Consider the following 18249-nt stretch of genomic DNA (forward strand, 5'->3'; position numbering starts at 1 on the left):
GGATGAACTTCTCTCTCGAAAAGCTCCCTCTTATCATGAGTAACAAAGGAGATTTTTACACTGTAAATATTTCACTTGGAAGTTTCTCGCTCTACATCTTTATCGTTCAAAATAATTTCTTGTTATTCGTCCTCTTCTGCAGATGGTGTTCCAAAAATAGCTGGTGGTTGTGGCTGATAATACATTGCATCAGGCTGCGATGTATATGCAACTTGCGGTGGTTGCTGATATGGAGACACCGGATAATATGGCACACCAGGCTGCGGGCTATATAACGCCCTTTCCCCATCACATCCACAATCTTCTTCTACTGGTATTATTGGTGAGGCATTATTATCCATCGGCATTTGATTTGGCATGGAAGTATATTGCATATCGTACATTGGCATTTGTTGTGGCATCATCTGCGCGCCTTGCGGGTAAGGCATTTGATAATATGGATTTTGTTGATGTTGATATGGCATTTGATAATATGGATTTGATTGCGGCATCATCTGCGGTTGATACGGCATAGGCATTTGATTGTTACCCATCATCGGCATTATATTTGGCATTTGATTATTATCCATCATTGGCATTATATTTGGCATTTGATTGTTACCCATCATCGGCATTATATTTGGCATTTGATTATTATCCATCATTGGCATTATATTTGGCATTTGATTGTTATCCATCATTGGCATTATATTTGGCATTTGATTGTTATCCATCATTGGCATTATATTTGGCATCTGATTGTTATCCATCATTGGCATTATATTTGGCATTTGATTATTATCCATCATTGGCATTATATTTGGCATTTGATTATTATCCATCATTGGCATTATATTTGGCATTTGATTATTACCCATCATTGGCATTATATTTGGCATTTGATTATTATCCATCATTGGCATTATGTTTGGCATTTGATTATTATCCATCATTGGCATTATATTTGGCATTTGATTGTTATCCATCATTGGCATTATATTTGGTATTTGATTGTTATCCATCATTGGCATTATATTTGGTATTTGATTGTTATCCATCATTGGCATTATATTTGGTGGTTGGTTATTATCCATCATTGGCATTATGTTTGGTGGTTGGTTATTATCCATCATTGGCATTATATTTGGTGGTTGGTTATTATCCATCATTGGCATTATATTTGGTGGTTGGTTATTATCCATCATTGACATTATATTTGGCATTTGGTTGTTATCCATCATTGACATTATATTTGGCATTTGGTTGTTATCCATCATTGACATTATATTTGGTGGTGTTATTTGCGGGATAACAAGATTTTCTTTTGTTACATCCGGTGAAATCATATTATTGACGTTCTCTTTTTGCACTTGCGGTGAAATTACATTACTTACGTTCTCTTTTTGCACTTGCGGTGAAATTACATTGCTCACGTTCTCTTTTTGTACTTGTGGTGAAATTACATTACTTACGTTCTCTTTTTGTACTTGTGGTGAAATTACATTGCTCACGTTCTCTTTTTTTGTTTGCGGTGAAATTATATTGTTAGGCTTCATCTTATGAATTTGCGGTGCAAGTAACTCGCTTCCTTTTTTTAATACATCTGAAATTTTATAGTCTTTTGCGGGTTTAATTGGTGGTTGTGGTGGTTGCGGTAGTATGTTCACTGAGAATTTTGTACTTTCTTTTTGTGCAGGTTTTCCCTTCTTTTCTACAACCGGTGGCTTTTCTATAACAGCTGGTTTCTCTACAGCGGGTGGCTTTTGCACAGGCATTTCTTTCTGTATTGGTTTTTCTTTTTGCACAGGCACTTCTTTCTGTATTGGTTTTTCTTTTTGCACAGGCACTTCTTTCTGTATTGGTTTTTCTTTTTGCACAGGCACTTCTTTCTGTATTGGTTTTTCTTTCTGCACTTCTTTTTGTGGCTTTACTTGCATTTCCTTTTGCGTCTGCTGCATAGCAGGTTGTTCTGTAATTGGAGCAGGTTGATACGTTATTTCTTCTTCCTCTTCTATCGAAAGCGGTGTAGGCGTCGCTGCAAACTCTTTTTGTTGTACTTCTTTTACATATTCTTTTGGAGGGACTGAGCCAGCGCCCGGATTCTTTTTCATATGAATACTGCTGGATGGTACTTTAATTTTCATACCTGGCATGATGAGATCTGGATTACTAAGCTGTTTATTCGCTTTTTTTACTGTTTCAAAATCCACTCCGTACTTTTTCGCAATTTTCCAAAGGGTATCCCCTTTTTGCACGATATGAATTTTCAAATTTTCCCCCTCCTGTATAACTTATCTATAAATAGATGCAGTTTAAGATAAAACTTCCCTATCAGGAACGTATTTTTTCCCTATATGGTTAATCAAACCATTCAAAGAATAACGAATGCTTCATAAGTGTGGGATAAATACAATGATTTCTTCAACACAATGTATGCTCCTAATCGTCCGATTATGTAAAAATAAAAAAGCGACGAGAATCCGCCGCTTTTATCCCGCTATTCGCGGGCAGTAATACCCTCACCTCAAAATTTGGCAGGAAGTCAAGAAGCTAGGTGGGGGATAAAGAAACCCCCCACTGATCAAAGTTTCACTTTATGCACGCTCCAACATACGATTCAATGCGAGCACTGCTTCTTTTGTGATTCGCTTATCCACTTGAATGACATTTACTTCTTCCCCTTGTTCTATCTTTTCTAACGCCCACAATAAATGTGGTAAGTCAATACGATTCATCGTTAAACAAGGGCACATAAACGGGTTTAATGAAATAATTTCTTTATCGGGATGCTGCTTAATAATACGATTTACTAAGTTCATCTCTGTACCAATCGCCCATTTACTTCCAGACGGTGCTTTTTCAATCATTTCAATGATATATTTTGTTGATCCTGCATAATCAGAAGCTTCCACAACCTCATAACAACATTCTGGATGAACAATAATATTCATATCAGGCTGATTTTTTCTCACACTTTCAATATTTTTCACAGTGAAATTTTGATGAACAGAACAATGCCCTTTCCATAAAATCACTTTAACATCTTCTATATCCCCATTATACTCTAATGAATCCGTATGCGGATCCCAAACAGCCATTTTGTCTAATGGAATCCCAAGATCATATGCTGTATTTCTCCCTAAATGCTGATCTGGTAAGAACACAAGACGTTCTTTCTGTGTAAATGCCCAGGACACCATTTTTTTGGCATTGGAAGATGTTACAGTCGCACCACCGTTCCGACCACAAAACGCTTTAATTGCAGCTGTAGAATTGACATATGTAAGTGGAATCATCGTATCTCCAAATAATTGCTGGAGTTCTTTCCAAGCTCGTTCCGTTTGTTCAATATCGGCCATATCGGCCATGGAACACCCCGCCCGCATATCTGGTAAAATGACGACTTGTTCATCTGTCGTTAACATATCTGCTGTTTCAGCCATAAAATGCACACCGCAAAACACAATATATTTTGCGGCTTTATTGCTAGCTGCCACTTGTGCGAGTTGTAAGGAATCTCCCGCAGCATCTGAAAATTGAACGACCTCATCTTTTTGATAATGATGTCCCGGAATAAATAGCGCTGTTCCTAACTTTTCTTTAATTTCACGAACACGTTCTTCCATTTCTTTCACTGACATCGTTTGATAACGCTCTGGTAATATCGTTTCGATTGGCTCTACTTTCTCTAAAATACTCATCTGTAATCTCCGCCCTCTTTATACTTCAATGTTGAAACTAATGTCTAATGCCCTCACTGAATGTGTTAATAGTCCCAATGAAATGTAATCTACCCCTGTTTGACCATATTTCGCTAAATCTTCAATTGTTATCCCGCCCGAAGCTTCCGTGACAATTGCACTTGGTACAAGCTTAGAAAATGCGCGAACCTCTTCTGGCGTACGATTATCAAACATGATAATATCTGCTCCCGCTAAAGCGGCTTCCCGTACTTGTTCTTCTGTCTCCGTTTCCACCTCGATTTTTACCATATGACCAAGCTTTTCTTTGACAGACGTCACCGCTTTTGTAATTGACCCAGCAAAAGCAATATGATTATCTTTAATCATGACACCATCATATAATCCGAAGCGATGGTTATACCCACCACCACAAACAACCGCATATTTATCAAACATACGCAGTCCTGGCATCGTTTTTCTCGTATCACAAATACGCGTATAATCACTTTGAAGTGCCTCCACTGCACTACAGGTCATCGTCGCCACACCGCTCATGCGCTGAATAATATTCAATATGACGCGCTCTGCTGTTAATAAAGAAGTAATCGGCCCTTGTACAGTCGCTAAAATTTCTCCCTTTTCTACCGCATCCCCATCTTTTTTATGCAAAGTAACTTTGGCACTGTCATCTAATAATCGAAATCCTTGTTCAATTACCGCAGTTCCCGCAAATACACCTGTATCTTTTACAAGAAATGTTCCCCTGGCTTGCAGATTTTCTGGAAAGATAAGTTGAGATGTGACATCACGTTCACCAATATCTTCTAAAAAAAATCGATTCAATGCTTCTTTAACCTTTAACGTATTCATAAAATCCCTCTTTTCCCCTCGTTACACAAGTTGTGGTTTTCTCTTAGCAATAATAATTTCCTTCGTTACTTTATTTCCTGCCGGATAATCATCACGATAATGACCACCTATGCTCTCTTTTCTTTGTAATGCTGCCTCCGTAATGAACTGGCAAACCGTTAACATATTGATAATTGTTATTTCTTCATTTGTAAGGGTGCTATATGGTAGCTGAATGTCCTGAACACCATACTGCCGAAACCATTGTTTTGCATACGATAATCCCTCTTCTGTCCGTACAATTCCTACATATTTCATCATATGTGCCTGTATCTCTTGTTTCGTCGGAAATTTATGGAAGCGGGATGTTCCTTTTATTTCTTCTTTTCTGTTTACATTTCCTAACGTCGGATGAGTTAAAATATGTTTTCCAATTCGCTTTCCAAATACGATCCCTTCTAGCAATGAATTACTTGCTAATCGGTTCGCACCGTGAACACCGTTACATGCTACTTCACCAACAGCATATAAATGAGAAATTGACGTTTCCCCGTCACAATTTGTTTTAATGCCTCCCATATGAAAATGAGCACCCGGTACAACTGGGATCCTTTTTTTGTTCAAATCCACGCCATGTTGCTGACATAATGCTGATACAGTTGGAAAACGTTCTTCAAAGTTTTGAATCGAAGAAATATCCAAGTATACACTTTCACCAGCTAGTAATTGTTCATGAATGGCACGAGCAACAACATCGCGCGGTGCAAGGTCACACTGCGGATGGGTTCTCATCATAAAGCGCTCTCCTTTTCCATTTAAAAGGACAGCTCCTTCTCCTCGTACCGCTTCTGAAACAAGTCCACAGCAACGTCCACCTACATGTAACATCGTTGGGTGAAATTGTATAAATTCTAAATCGACAAGTTCCCCACCAGCACGGTAAACCATCGCTAAACCATCGCCTGTAATTGTCTCGTCGTTTGATGTAAAAGCATAAACTCCCCCTACACCGCCTGTAGCTAACACAATATGGTCAGCATAATAACGTTTTATGTTCCCTTCACTATCACGTGTCAAAACACCACAGCATATTTTATTTTCTATAATTAAATCGAGCACCATTTCTTGCTCCACTACTGTAACGTATGGAGCTACTTCCCCAATGAGATGCTCTAATAAATTTCTTCCTGTTGCATCGCCTCCTGCATGTAGAATGCGTCGTTTTCGATGCGCGCCTTCTTTGCCAAGATGAAGCCCTTGTTCATCTTCATCAAATCGCATACCGTTTGCAATTAGTTTACGAACTTCCTTTGACCCTTCTTCTACTAAATAACGAACAGATTCTTCGTTATTATAGTCACACCCTGCCGCAAGCGTATCTTCGTAATGATCATTCGCATTGTCATATGTAGCAACAGCTGCTGCAATCCCACCTTGCGCTAAATGTGTATTGTTATTTCGTTTCGTTTTTTTTGTGATGATCATCACATTCTTTTCGTGACAAATCTCTCTCGCAGTACTGAGTGCTGCAACGCCGCTTCCGATAATCAGGACATCTGTACTTGGCATTATCATTGCCCCCTAGTTTACACTTTTCAACTGTCTTGACACCTATATTTACATAGTTTTAAAATAATGACAAGAGTTTTTTATAAAGTAATACTTTCATCGGTATCATTTCCATCTTTCCTATCGACGGTTAGTCCGAAACAACCAGGGGCTTATAGGAATTTTCTCTACTTCGATTTCTTTTGGGAAGGGATTAAAACAGAACCAAAACGATTGTAACTCTAGCAAAGAGAGGACTATGCGTTATGATATATCTTGACTATGCAGCGACAACACCAATGAGCAAAGAATCGATTGAAACATATACAAAAGCAGCTCAACAGTACTTTGGTAATGAACAAAGTTTACATGATATAGGGGGAACAGCTTCATCCTTATTACAAGTTTGCAGAGAATCATTTGCACAAATGATTGGAGGAAAAGAACAAGGCGTATTTTTTACAAGCGGTGGTTCGGAATCTAATTATCTCGCAATCCAGTCACTTTTAAATGCAAAAAGCGGAAAGCACATTATTACAACATCAATGGAACACGCATCCATTCGAAACTACTTTCAGTTACTGAAAAACCAAGGATATATAATTACGGAAATTCCCGTCGATTCAAAGGGACTCCTTAATCTTCAAGCTTTAGAAGAGGCAATTACAGAAGATACTGTTTTAGCAAGCATTCAGCACGGAAACTCTGAAATTGGAACCGTTCAGCCCATCGCAGAAATTGGGGCATTGCTAAAAAAACATCATATTTTATTCCATACAGATTGTGTACAAACATTTGGCAAACTCCCAATTGATATAGAAGCGATGCAAATTGATAGCATTTCTGTTTCTGCACATAAGATTTATGGACCAAAAGGTGTTGGGGCTTGCTATATAAATCCACAAATTCGCTGGGGGCAAGTGTTTCCCGGCACATCTCATGAAAAGGGCTTTCGGCCAGGTACAGTTAACGTTCCCGGCATTGCTTCTTTTCTGACAGCAGCGCAGCATATATTAGATGATTGTGAAGAAGAACAGGCTCGTTTCGAGCAATTGCGATCCTATTTTATCGAACAATTGCAGACTATTTCACCGGAAATTCAAGTGGAAGGGCATTCTGCTTCTTGTTTACCCCACATTATTGGGGTTACAATAAAAGGAATAGAAGGTCAGTACACAATGTTAGAATGCAATCGCCATGGCATTGCCATTTCAACAGGGAGTGCTTGTCAAGTTGGTAAACAAGAACCTTCAAAAACAATGCTTGCAATTGGAAAAACGTATGAAGAGGCAAAACAATACGTCCGCTTTTCATTTGGACGTCACACAACGATGAACCAAATTGATACAACCATTCATGCATTACACACAATTGGAAATCAATTTTATAGAGGTGTTAAATCATAATGAAACAAAATGATCAAAAAAAGATTTTAGGAGAAGAAAGAAGACAGCTCATTTTACAATGGCTCCTTGCTACAGATGAACCGTTATCTGGGAATGAATTATCTAAGAAAACGAACGTCAGTCGCCAAGTGATTGTACAAGATATTTCTTTGCTAAAAGCACGCAATGAGCCAATTATCGCAACTGCACAAGGGTACTTATATTTAAAACCGCAGGCAAAGCAAAATACATTTGAACGTGTCATCGTCTGCCAGCATAAACCAGAAGAAGTCCGCCAAGAACTAACAACGCTTGTCGATCACGGGGTTACAATTAAAGATGTGAAAGTAGAACATCCTGTATACGGAGACTTAACAGCTTCTATTATGGTTGGCAACCGCTTTGATGTCGAACAATATTTAAAAAAGATTGAAGATACAAAAGCTGTCTACTTATCACAATTAACTGAGGGCATTCACTTACATACAATTGAAGCTGATTCTACTGCAAAATTAAACGCTGCTTGCGAAGCGCTAGACCGAGCTGGGTTTCTCGTTTATTAATCAGAAGCACAGAGGATTAACAAATTCTCTGTGCTTTTGTATATCATTAGCATGATATAATATGGAAAACAATTATAAAGGAGTTAATATATGGGAATTGAACTCGTTCATTTTAGCATCGGCAAACCAAAACAAATGCAATATGGAGAAGAAAAAGAAATGACGACGGGAATCTGTAAACAGCTTACCGAAGAAGCATTTTTATCAAAAGATGGCTTTCGCGGAGATGGCGTAGCTGATTTACGATTTCACGGTGGTCCAGATCGTGCCGTTTGTGTATATCCATATGAGCATTACGCACTTTGGGAACAAGAATTTCAAACAACTCTACCTTCCTCTACATTTGGCGAAAACATTACTGTTACGAATATGTTAGAGCATGATGTTTTCATTGGAGATACCTATCAATTAGGGGAAGCTATTATTCAAGTAACGCAAGGCAGAATACCGTGTAGTACCATTTCCAAAAGACTTGGCATCCCTGGCATTTTACCTCGCATTGTCGAAACTGGTTACACTGGCTATTTATGCCGTGTTCTTCAAGAAGGAATCGTTCAAAAAGACTCACAGATTCAGCTGCTAGAACGTCATCCTGAACAAGTTTCTATTTTATTTTCTAACGAAGTATATTTTCATAGACGGAAAGATCGAGAAGGTATGGAAAAGATTATTGCCGTTCCAGAACTAGCAGCAGATTGGCGTAAACAATTAACAGACCGTCTTGAAAAATTAAAATAACATAAAAAAATCCCACCTTTTCATTACGGTGGGATTTTTTTATGTTATAGCCAATATGACGAATAGCTTCCCAGCACCGTAACAGAAAATCCAAGTGCCTCCAGCTCCATCGTTACACCCGGCAATAACACATCATCATACGCCTTATCGACATCAATTAAGAAAAAGTAATTACCAAGCCCCGTTTTCATCGGACGAGATTCGATTTTTGATAAATTTAATTTTCTCCATGCAAAAGCCGATAATACTTGATACAGTGCCCCTGCGTAATCAGCAGGTAACGTTACCATGAGCGTCGTTTTCTCTCCACGGTTCTCACCATTTTTTGGTAGTAGCGCCCGCTGTTTTTTATGTAACACAAGAAAACGCGTATGATTATTTTTATGCGTATGAATATTATGCTGCACAATCGCTAAATCATATTTCTCTGCAGCTGCCTCATTCGCAATTGCCGCTATTTTCTCTTCTGGATGCTCTTTCACATACTGCGCTGCTGCACTCGTCGATGTCATATCGCAAACCGTTACACCCTTTAACTTTTCATTTAAAAACTTATGGCACTGCGCAATCGCATGTGGATGAGAATGCACAGCGTATACTTCATTCCAAACCTCTTCATAATTTGCATGAACGAGCAAATGCTGCTGAATAGGTACTGTAATTTCTCCTACAATAAAAAGCGGTTGTTCATGCACAAGATAATCAATCGTAATATTAACCGAACCTTCAATTGCATTTTCTAGTGGTACAACAGCAAAATCAACATTTCCATTTGCTGCTGCATCCATACAATTAGGAATAGTCCGATATGGAACATGGGCTGCTTCTGGAAAAAAGCGACTCACCGCCATATTTGTAAATGTCGCTTCTGGTCCTAAATAACCAACTCGGATTGTCATGTTGTCCCCTCTTTTTCGTTTTCTTATTGTTATACCATAAACTCCTCTATTCTTCTATGTGAATTTTGAATATTATAAAAAGACTAGCATCTGCTAGTCTATATGTTTCATATATTCTTTTTGGGCGAAGAAGAAATAGATGGCACAAGCCAAAAGGTAAAACAGAATCACAAAACATACTTTTTGGAATGAATCCTCTATAAAGATTATTCTATGGAACGTATATAAAGCAACCGCACTATGCATGCTTCCTACTAAAATAGGAGAAAAAAACAATATGCCTAATTGCCAACGAGTAATTTTATATGCTTCTCTTTTTGTCATGCCAATCTTTTGTAATGCATGATACTGTTTTCGATCATATGCAATATCATGAAACCATTTAAAGTAAACGATGCTACATGAAGTAAGGAAGAATAGTATACTAATAAACGAACCAATAAATAAAGTAATGTCTCCGCCTTCTTTCATCTTCATATACAGTTCCATATTATTTCGAAATGCACCGCTACTATTCTGCTTAATATGTTTTCGTAAATCTTCGTTTAATTTTTCTGTATTTTCTATATTATCTAACGTATAACCACGATATACATATTTTTCAGAATCGGAAATTTGACCCGCTAGATTCATAAAATCTTTGTCATTCATAATAAAAAACATTCCATTTATTTGAGAACTATGATTATTAAATAGCGTGCCGCCTTTCTGTCCATTGAATTTATAATCTATCGTTTGTCCTAACACATGCAAACTGATCTTTTTATTATCATACAAGGCTGGTCCATCATACTTATCATAATAAACAAGTGTAACAGTTTCTATTTTCGGATGAAACGTCTTCTGCCCCTGCTCTCTCGCTTCTTTGTTATACTCACTCGCACCTATTATAGTTGCCTGTGTATCTTCCCTGTTATTAGACTGAAATGTTGCTGGTAAACCTACAAAAGTTGTATAGCGAAATTTTTGAATTCCATATTTATGGAACAAATTCTCAACTGTCCCTTTCTCCATTACTTCACTTGAATGGACACCTTTTTCTACATATGAAAAAGCGTGTGCTCCACCTCCACGCCACATATCCTGCATGCTCGAAAAGTACAAGTAAACTGCACCGGTTGCCGTTACGACAACGGTTGTTGCCATTGATAACAGAAAGAAAAAGCGCCCATTTTCCTTCATTCTATGAAATAATTGATTCACTATAAATAGATAAGGGTATCTATACATAATCTTTTTGCTACTTTTTATCATTTGTAATATTTGAATGATCCCATGTGTAAACGAAAAGTATGTGCCAAAGGATACCAAAATGACAACCGGAATGAAATAGATAGCAATCGTCATCATCGTCGCTTGTGACGCTAAGCCATAGCCTATACCTAAACAAACAAAACCTAGCAAACAAAGCCACTTCGAACTTTTTAATTCACTTTTCCCCATACGAAATTCCTTCAACAAGCGAATTACTTTTATATTCCATATACGTAGTGCACTAATGAAAGATAAAACAAAAAATATAATAGAATATGTACCAACCGTTATCATGACAGCTCTTATATCAAAAATAAGAGGTAATTCCTGAGGAAATTTAAGTATCATACCAAATATCATAAAGAAGAGCTTTAAAAATACCATTCCAATACCTACACCAAAAACATTAGCGAGAAGTCCCATCACCATTTGTTCAGCTATAATCATACCGATCAAATTAGACATTGTTGCTCCCATTAACATGTATAACCCTAATTCTTTCTTACGTGTTTGTATGAAAATGGAGTTCGAATACAAAATAAATAAAATAAAAAAGCAAATAACAATTATATTGCATACAATAAGTCCCCATTGTACATTCTGATACCACATATTACGTTGCATATAGGGGTGGAAAATCACGGACATATATATATATGAGGCAAATATAGCAAAACAACTACTTAAGAAAAATACTTTATAACTGCGCCAATTACCTCTTATATTTTGCATTGCCAATTGTCGAACATTCATCTTCATCCCCCTCTGTAACCTGTTACACATGTAAAAAGCTAGAGGTTTCCCTAGCTTTTTACGTGTTTTAAATATCCTCTTTGTGCGATAGCAAAATAAATCGCCGACGCTAAAATATATGCGCCAATAATAATCGCTCCTGATTTCCACAAATCTAAATAAAGCATTTTTCCTAATGTGTAAAGAGCAAATCCGCTATGCACAGTACCAATAAGAATTGGGATAAAGAAAATTGCTCCCATTTGACGAATAGCGATTTTATGAATTTCTTTATCTGTCATACCGATTCGTTTTAATGATTTGAATTGAATCCGATCTTGTTCTTTATCATTAAACCATTTAAAGTATGTCATGCTGCAAGCAAAGAAGAAGAAAAGTACTGTTACGAAGAAACCAATGAACATTGTGATTGCACCTTGTTCTTTTATAGCTTTATAAGTAAGAATGGAATTATGGAATTTCCCCTGCTGCTCTGGTGCAATTTGCTTCTGCAAGTCTACTACAAGATCTTCTGTTCCTTTCCAGTCTTCAATATAGTATCCGTAATATTTCGTCTTTTCAGTATCTGGTACAGCCTCCGCATATTTCGCAAAATCTTGATCATTTATGATAAGATATCCTTCACCATTAAAAATAGATTGGGAAGTTGGCTCATTTAATTTAATAGACTGCTTTTGTCCATTCAATGTAAATTCAAATGGCTTCGTGCGATCAAATTTCATAAAATCATTCATCATATCTATTAAAACCATTGTTGCACTTCCAGGTGCATTATGAACCTCATCTTTCTTTTGCTTACGTGCTTCTGCATTAAATTCTTTTTCTGAAATAAGACCTAAAGGTATATCCCGATCACCATTCATCCATTGCATTTTAAATGTTGCAGGAAGCTGTATATATGTTACTTTCCTTGCATCTTCAAATCCATGCTTTTTCAGCGCTACTTGTATTTTATCTTCACTAATTAATTCATGAGAATTGATGCCTTTTTCCTCATATGAAATAGCTTGTGGCGTTCGAGCTACCGTTTTATAACTCATATCTTCAAAGAATACATACAGCGTACCAATTGTGGAAGAAACAATTGCTGTAATAATAGATATAACAAAAAGAAAGCGGGCATTATCTTTCATTTTATAAATGAGATTGCTAAGCACAAACATATTTGGATACTTATAAAATGATTTTTTTCGTTTTTGTAATACCTTTAATACTACGGTGCTACCTTGTGTAAATAGTAAGTATGTGCCCGCAATTGTTAATCCAACAATTGGCAAGAAATACATAACAAAATTCATAAGTGTAACTTGGAAACAAAGAACATACGCTACAATAATACATAATACCCCTATGACACATAACCATGTAAATGCGAAAGGCTCCACTTTTTGTTTTCTTGCATCACGTAGTAAATCAATAATTTGCAAGCGTGCAATAGTCCAAAGACCAAATAATGATAAGATGAAAAAGAGAACGAAGTACACACCAGCTGTTAGTAGCACTGCTTTTCCATTCCATACGAGCGGAAGCGTGTTATCAATGCCAAGCAATACACTTAATGCCTGGAAGAAAAGCTTTGAACCAAGCATACCAAGAGCAATCCCCACTATAATTGCGATTACACCTAGGATCATTTGCTCTAAGACAATCATGCGACCAAGCTGTCCTTTTGTTCCACCAATTAAAGTTAATAGACCAAATTCTTTTTTCCTTGCTCGTAAAAAAGTTGAGTTAGAATATAAAATAAATAGTGCCGAAAAGACAACAATGATATAATTCATTGATTCTAGTCCCTTTGTGACCATTGATCTCATGCTAATGTTTCCATCCACCACATCCGGATGATAAATAAACGAAGCATACATAAAAAAGACGAGAATTGATAAACAACTGCTAATTAAAAACGCTTTATAATTCCGCCAATTTCCTTTTACATTATTAAGCGCGAGCTGGCGAAAGTTCATGGTATTCTCCCCCTAGCATCGCAAGTACATCTAAAATTTCTTGGAAAAAGGCTTGTTTTGTTTTTCCTTTATGTATTTCGGAGAAAATTTCCCCATCACGAATAAAGAGAATGCGCTCACAATAGCTTGCAGCGACAGGGTCATGCGTTACCATCGCAATCGTTACTTTTTTCTTTTCATGTAAATCTTGAAGTGCGCCCATTAATGATTTTGCTGATTTTGAATCTAAGTTCCCCGTCGGTTCATCAGCTAAAATTAACGTTGGCTCATGAATAATCGCACGTGCCGCTGCAGCACGTTGCTGCTGACCACCTGATACTTCGTACACTTTTTTATTTAAAATTTCTTCGATGTTTAAAAACTTCGCAATTTCAAGCACCTTTGTATCAATTTCTTTTACAGAACGGTTTGCCATCACAAGCGGCAAAATGATATTTTCTTTAATGGATAACGTATCAAGCAAGTTAAAATCTTGGAAAATGAATCCTAAATGTGTACGGCGAAATGCTGCTAGTTTTGCTGCACGCATTTGGTTAATTTCTTCATCATTCATGTACACATGCCCTGATGTCGGTTTATCGATTGTTGCTAACAAATTAAGAAGCGTTGTTTTCCCGCTTCCTGAAGGCCCCATAATCCCAACAAATTCGCCTTCCTCAATTTTAAAATTTATATCATGTAAAGCGGTCGTTGCCACTGAACCTTTTGATTGATAGACTTTCGTCAAACCTTTTACTTCGAGAACACTCATTTCTAATCCCCCTATGTGTTTTCTTCTTACTTTAACTATAGAGAAAATGAGCAGGAGAAACGAGTGATTTTCCTTACAAAATCAATTGTTATCTTACAATTTTGTCATTTTTCTCATTAATTTATGATATCCTTTATCTTTTGAAAATTGGAAAGTAAAGGTTGTCCCTTCATTCTCTATCGACTGTACAGAAATTCCATGACTGAGATGATCACAAATTTGCTTTGTTATATATAAACCCATTCCTGTCGCTTCCCTTGTTTTTCGTCCGTTTATCCCTGTAAAAAACGGTTCAAAAATCCGCTTTGTATCTTGCTTTGGAATCCCGATACCGTTATCACAAATATGTAATAAAATCGTCTTGTCCGTTTCTTCCATTTGAAACTGGATCTCTTTTTTCTCAGTTAGGGAGATTTTTGTATACTTCAGTGCGTTCATGATAATTTGATTGATCGCGATTCCGATCCACTTTTGGTCAGAAGCTATCATATATTGTTCTTTTTCAAACATTATTTTTGGATATACGGAATATTGGATGAATGTTTTTCGATGCTGATTAATAGCATCACGAACGATCTCTACCACATTCACTTCTTCCACTTTATAATCTTTTGCAAACTGTTCAAGCCGTGCCATATGTAGTGCTAAATCTAAACCGTGTAAAATACGATTGTTTTCTTCACGAATACTTTCAACCGTCTCTCGCGTCTCGCGGTGCGTTTGTCCTAACTTTTGCAACAATAATTCTATAACAGACACCGGCGTTTTCATTTGATGAATCCATTGGTTCATAAAAATTATTTGTTGTTGCTCTTTTGCAGACTGCTCATGTACTTGGTTCATATATTGTTGTCTTAGCAATGTAAATGCTTCAACCATTACTTCTTGTTCAGATGAATAAGAAGTATCTATCAATAACGAATCATGTAAAGTATACCCTCCATCAATATATTGTGTTACTCTTTTTAAAAATACGGCCCGCTTTCGATAATCGTAAATCAGGTAAAACAAAAAAACGACTGTCGCTAATAAAAAACCGTATAACCACGTACTCCAATGTATCGATTGCTTCTCTAATAGTGCATGCAATTGTAGTACAAGTCCAAACAAACATAGGCTTACAATATAGGATACAATCAATGGGAAACGATCAATAATATAAGCCTTATGCTTCATTATCATTCCCCCACTCTGTAAGCAGTGCATAACCATAACCACGCTTTGTTACAATTGCATCTGTAATCCCTAGTTCCTCTAGCTTCTTTCGTACTCGCTTTACATTCACCGTTAATGTATTATCATCAACAAAAGCGATTTCATCCCATAATGCCTCTAATAACTCTTCTCGTGTCACGTATTGATTTGCCTGTTTCATTAAACATTCTAATAAATAAAATTCGTTCTTGGTCAGCTCGATTTGTTTTCCTTGCCACTCTACTGTATGTTGTGATGGAAATAACAGCAATCCACTTACACCAAAGCAGTCGCTTTCTGCGGACCCAGCATATTCCCCATATCCGCGTCGCAGTGCGCTCTTTACTTTAGCCATCACAATATCTAAATGGAATGGCTTTGTAATATAATCATCCCCGCCATTTTCGATTGCCATCACTTGATCCATTTCGCCCGTTCGTGCTGAAACAAAAATAATTGGTGCGTTCGAAACAGTCCGAATTTGACGACACCAGTAAAACCCATCAAAGTACGGTAAATTAATATCCAGTAAGACTAAATGTGGATTTATTTTTACAAATTCATCTTTTATACGGCGTAAATCTTCCACACGAAACGACTGATACCCATATTTCCCTAAGTGCTCTTCTAAAATGTGAGCAATCTTTTCATCGTCTTCTACAATTAATATTTTATACATAAACCTCACCCTTTTCTTCTTGCTGTAGAGTACGACTTCCATCAGCCAGTTACCTCGCACCTCATTTCTTTGATTCTTCTGAAATTTAAAGCGAGAGTTATTACCTGTGAACGATGGATATATTCACTCCTTTTTCCATTATAAAAAAAACTGCCGTATTTTGGCAGTCTTAATCAATAAATTCAAATTGATATTCAAGAATTTTTACAATGTCACCGTCTTTTGCACCGCGAGCACGAAGTTCTTCATCAATACCCATTCCGCGCATTTGACGAGCAAATCGGCGTATAGATTCATCACGAGTGAAGTCTGTCATCTTGAACGTTTTCTCAATATCATAACCAGAAATAACAAACGTACCATCACTTTCACGTGTAATTTCATATTTAGAGCCTTCAGACTCATATTTGTACATTACGCTTGCTTCAGATTCGTCTGCAACTTCATGTATTGGGAATTCTGGTGTTGTTTCTAATAGATTTGCTACTTCGAATAGTAAATCACGAACACCCTGCCTTGTTACTGCAGAAATTGGGAAGATTTTAACTTCATCGCCCACTTTTTCTTTAAACGCTTGTAAGTTTTCTTCTGCATCTGGCATATCCATTTTGTTTGCAACAACAACTTGTGGACGCTCTGTTAAACGCAGATTGTACTCTTTTAATTCACCATTAATTGTTACGTAATCCTCATACGGATCACGACCTTCTAAACCAGACATATCAATTACATGCACGATAACACGTGTACGCTCAATATGACGTAAGAATTGATGTCCAAGTCCAACACCGGCATGTGCTCCTTCAATTAGTCCTGGAAGGTCAGCCATAACGAAACTACGATTATCGCCTGTTTCAACAACACCAAGGTTTGGAACAACTGTTGTAAAATGATATTCTGCAATTTTCGGACGTGCTGATGATACAACAGATAATAATGTTGATTTACCAACACTTGGGAAGCCAACAAGTCCAACATCAGCTAACACTTTCAATTCTAACGTTACATCACGCTCTTGACCTGGTTCCCCATTCTCGGCGATTTCCGGAGCTGGGTTCGTTGGTGTCGCAAAACGTGAGTTACCACGACCACCACGGCCACCTTTTGCGATAACTGCTGATTGTTCATGCGTTACTAAATCCGCAAGAATTTGACCAGTAGCTTCATCTTTTACAACTGTACCTGGCGGAACCTTTACAATTAAATCTTCAGATTTTCGGCCATGTTGACCTTTACTCATTCCATGTTGACCGCGATCTGCCTTAAAATGACGCTGATAGCGGAAGTCCATTAATGTACGTAATCCTTCGTCTACAACGAAAACAACATCTGCACCTTTACCACCGTCACCACCTGCTGGGCCACCTTTTGGAACATACTTCTCACGACGGTACGCAACCATTCCGTTTCCACCGTCGCCGCCTTTTACATATATCTTGACCTGATCTACAAACATTATCTCACCACACTTTTTTCGATTAGTTGTAATATAATTGAGATTTCTTCATCTCGTACTGTATAAGAAATGGAACACCATTCATCATCTTGATTTGCAAGCCACGTTTGTAGTTCCTCTACATCTGTTAGCTTACCACGAAAATCAAAAAAGAAACGAGCATCCTGCGCGTCACATTCGATTGTGATACAAACATAATTTTCGACATAAAGGTCTAAACTATGCTGGAGTATTGAGAAAAATTGATTCGTCCATGTACAAACTACCTCATCTAGATGAGATAAGTTATGTATTTTCCCTAATACTTCGTATTCCAATAAGCACGGTTGCTGTTTCCAATTATATGTTAAAATCCATTCTGAAAACATAGGCATCGACAGCCCGATCAGATTAGATTCTTGTCTCGCTTCTTGGACAAAACGATCGATGAGTCCATGAATCTCTTCCGCTTTTCCAAGCGAAAGGTTTCCTTTAATCATCTGCATACGATTGAGCCAATCATGTCTCGAATGACGCAGCGCATCAATAATTGTCCATTTTTCCTTCATCCAGAT

General features: G+C 37.3%; 15 protein-coding genes. 3 read left to right on the forward strand and 12 right to left on the reverse strand.

Annotated features, from left to right (window positions below; genetic code table 11):
- Positions 1-122: 122 nt before the first annotated feature.
- From safA to nadB, 4 genes are all read right to left on the reverse strand, one after another.
- Positions 123-2249, reverse strand: a complete 2127-nt coding sequence (gene safA, locus QRE67_RS20735; RefSeq protein WP_286122084.1) for a SafA/ExsA family spore coat assembly protein — start codon at positions 2247-2249, stop codon at positions 123-125.
- 324 nt (positions 2250-2573) lie between these two features.
- Positions 2574-3680, reverse strand: a complete 1107-nt coding sequence (gene nadA / locus QRE67_RS20740) for a quinolinate synthase NadA (RefSeq protein WP_286122085.1) — start codon at positions 3678-3680, stop codon at positions 2574-2576.
- 18 nt (positions 3681-3698) lie between these two features.
- Positions 3699-4532 carry a carboxylating nicotinate-nucleotide diphosphorylase gene (nadC, locus tag QRE67_RS20745; RefSeq protein ID WP_286122086.1) on the reverse strand — a complete coding sequence of 278 codons (834 nt, stop codon included), beginning with the start codon at positions 4530-4532 and terminating at the stop codon, positions 3699-3701.
- A 21-nt stretch (positions 4533-4553) separates the two neighbouring features.
- A complete protein-coding gene (nadB, locus tag QRE67_RS20750; RefSeq protein ID WP_286122087.1) occupies positions 4554-6080 on the reverse strand; it encodes an L-aspartate oxidase in 1527 nt (508 codons plus the stop codon).
- 245 nt (positions 6081-6325) lie between these two features.
- Here nadB and QRE67_RS20755 point away from each other — a divergent pair, with 245 nt between their 5' ends.
- The 3 genes from QRE67_RS20755 to QRE67_RS20765 all read left to right on the forward strand — a co-directional run bounded on the left by QRE67_RS20755 (position 6326) and on the right by QRE67_RS20765 (position 8745).
- Positions 6326-7465, forward strand: coding sequence for an IscS subfamily cysteine desulfurase (locus tag QRE67_RS20755; RefSeq protein ID WP_286122088.1), 1140 nt, complete (start codon positions 6326-6328; stop codon positions 7463-7465).
- Positions 7465-8007 (forward strand): transcription repressor NadR, encoded by a 543-nt coding sequence (locus QRE67_RS20760; protein WP_286122089.1) that lies wholly within the window; start codon positions 7465-7467, stop codon positions 8005-8007. Before QRE67_RS20755 ends, QRE67_RS20760 begins: the two co-directional genes overlap by 1 nt.
- Positions 8008-8097: 90 nt before the next feature.
- The gene (locus QRE67_RS20765) at positions 8098-8745 is read left to right on the forward strand and encodes an MOSC domain-containing protein (RefSeq protein ID WP_286122090.1); all 648 of its coding nucleotides are present in this window, start codon (positions 8098-8100) and stop codon (positions 8743-8745) included.
- Positions 8746-8789: 44 nt separating this feature from the next.
- Here QRE67_RS20765 and pheA read toward each other — a convergent pair whose 3' ends face one another.
- From pheA to QRE67_RS20805, 8 genes are all read right to left on the reverse strand, one after another.
- A complete protein-coding gene (gene pheA / locus QRE67_RS20770; RefSeq protein ID WP_286122091.1) occupies positions 8790-9644 on the reverse strand; it encodes a prephenate dehydratase in 855 nt (284 codons plus the stop codon).
- A gap of 93 nt (positions 9645-9737) precedes the next feature.
- Positions 9738-11651 carry an ABC transporter permease gene (locus QRE67_RS20775; RefSeq protein WP_286122092.1) on the reverse strand — a complete coding sequence of 638 codons (1914 nt, stop codon included), beginning with the start codon at positions 11649-11651 and terminating at the stop codon, positions 9738-9740.
- A 50-nt stretch (positions 11652-11701) separates the two neighbouring features.
- A complete protein-coding gene (locus QRE67_RS20780) occupies positions 11702-13615 on the reverse strand; it encodes an ABC transporter permease (RefSeq protein WP_286122093.1) in 1914 nt (637 codons plus the stop codon).
- The gene (locus tag QRE67_RS20785; protein ID WP_286122094.1) at positions 13590-14366 is read right to left on the reverse strand and encodes an ABC transporter ATP-binding protein; all 777 of its coding nucleotides are present in this window, start codon (positions 14364-14366) and stop codon (positions 13590-13592) included. Before QRE67_RS20785 ends, QRE67_RS20780 begins: the two co-directional genes overlap by 26 nt.
- 93 nt (positions 14367-14459) lie before the next feature.
- Complete coding sequence (locus QRE67_RS20790; RefSeq protein WP_286122095.1) at positions 14460-15542, reverse strand: sensor histidine kinase; 1083 nt, start codon at positions 15540-15542, stop codon at positions 14460-14462.
- A complete protein-coding gene (locus QRE67_RS20795; protein WP_286122096.1) occupies positions 15532-16239 on the reverse strand; it encodes a response regulator transcription factor in 708 nt (235 codons plus the stop codon). Before QRE67_RS20795 ends, QRE67_RS20790 begins: the two co-directional genes overlap by 11 nt.
- A gap of 169 nt (positions 16240-16408) precedes the next feature.
- On the reverse strand, positions 16409-17695 hold the full coding sequence (obgE, locus tag QRE67_RS20800; RefSeq protein ID WP_286122097.1) for a GTPase ObgE: 1287 nt from the start codon (positions 17693-17695) through the stop codon (positions 16409-16411).
- Entirely contained in the window at positions 17695-18243 is a 549-nt protein-coding gene (locus QRE67_RS20805; RefSeq protein ID WP_286122098.1) for a Spo0B C-terminal domain-containing protein, read from the reverse strand. Before QRE67_RS20805 ends, obgE begins: the two co-directional genes overlap by 1 nt.
- Between the last annotated feature and the right edge of the window lie 6 nt (positions 18244-18249).

Source organism: Bacillus sp. DX3.1 (assembly GCF_030292155.1).
Lineage (GTDB): Bacteria > Bacillota > Bacilli > Bacillales > Bacillaceae_G > Bacillus_A.

Bases quoted from the DNA above. Each gene is read 5' to 3' on its own strand.
- QRE67_RS20795 (WP_286122096.1), bottom strand. From the start codon at position 16,239: ATGTATAAAATATTAATTGTAGAAGACGATGAAAAGATTGCTCACATT.
- QRE67_RS20775 (WP_286122092.1), bottom strand. From the start codon at position 11,651: ATGAATGTTCGACAATTGGCAATGCAAAATATAAGAGGTAATTGGCGC.
- nadC (WP_286122086.1), bottom strand. From the start codon at position 4,532: ATGAATACGTTAAAGGTTAAAGAAGCATTGAATCGATTTTTTTTAGAA.
- nadB (WP_286122087.1), bottom strand. From the start codon at position 6,080: ATGCCAAGTACAGATGTCCTGATTATCGGAAGCGGCGTTGCAGCACTC.
- QRE67_RS20805 (WP_286122098.1), bottom strand. From the start codon at position 18,243: ATGAAGGAAAAATGGACAATTATTGATGCGCTGCGTCATTCGAGACAT.
- nadA (WP_286122085.1), bottom strand. From the start codon at position 3,680: ATGAGTATTTTAGAGAAAGTAGAGCCAATCGAAACGATATTACCAGAG.
- QRE67_RS20755 (WP_286122088.1), top strand. From the start codon at position 6,326: ATGATATATCTTGACTATGCAGCGACAACACCAATGAGCAAAGAATCG.
- QRE67_RS20760 (WP_286122089.1), top strand. From the start codon at position 7,465: ATGAAACAAAATGATCAAAAAAAGATTTTAGGAGAAGAAAGAAGACAG.
- QRE67_RS20765 (WP_286122090.1), top strand. From the start codon at position 8,098: ATGGGAATTGAACTCGTTCATTTTAGCATCGGCAAACCAAAACAAATG.
- pheA (WP_286122091.1), bottom strand. From the start codon at position 9,644: ATGACAATCCGAGTTGGTTATTTAGGACCAGAAGCGACATTTACAAAT.
- QRE67_RS20790 (WP_286122095.1), bottom strand. From the start codon at position 15,542: ATGAAGCATAAGGCTTATATTATTGATCGTTTCCCATTGATTGTATCC.
- QRE67_RS20780 (WP_286122093.1), bottom strand. From the start codon at position 13,615: ATGAACTTTCGCCAGCTCGCGCTTAATAATGTAAAAGGAAATTGGCGG.
- obgE (WP_286122097.1), bottom strand. From the start codon at position 17,695: ATGTTTGTAGATCAGGTCAAGATATATGTAAAAGGCGGCGACGGTGGA.
- QRE67_RS20785 (WP_286122094.1), bottom strand. From the start codon at position 14,366: ATGAGTGTTCTCGAAGTAAAAGGTTTGACGAAAGTCTATCAATCAAAA.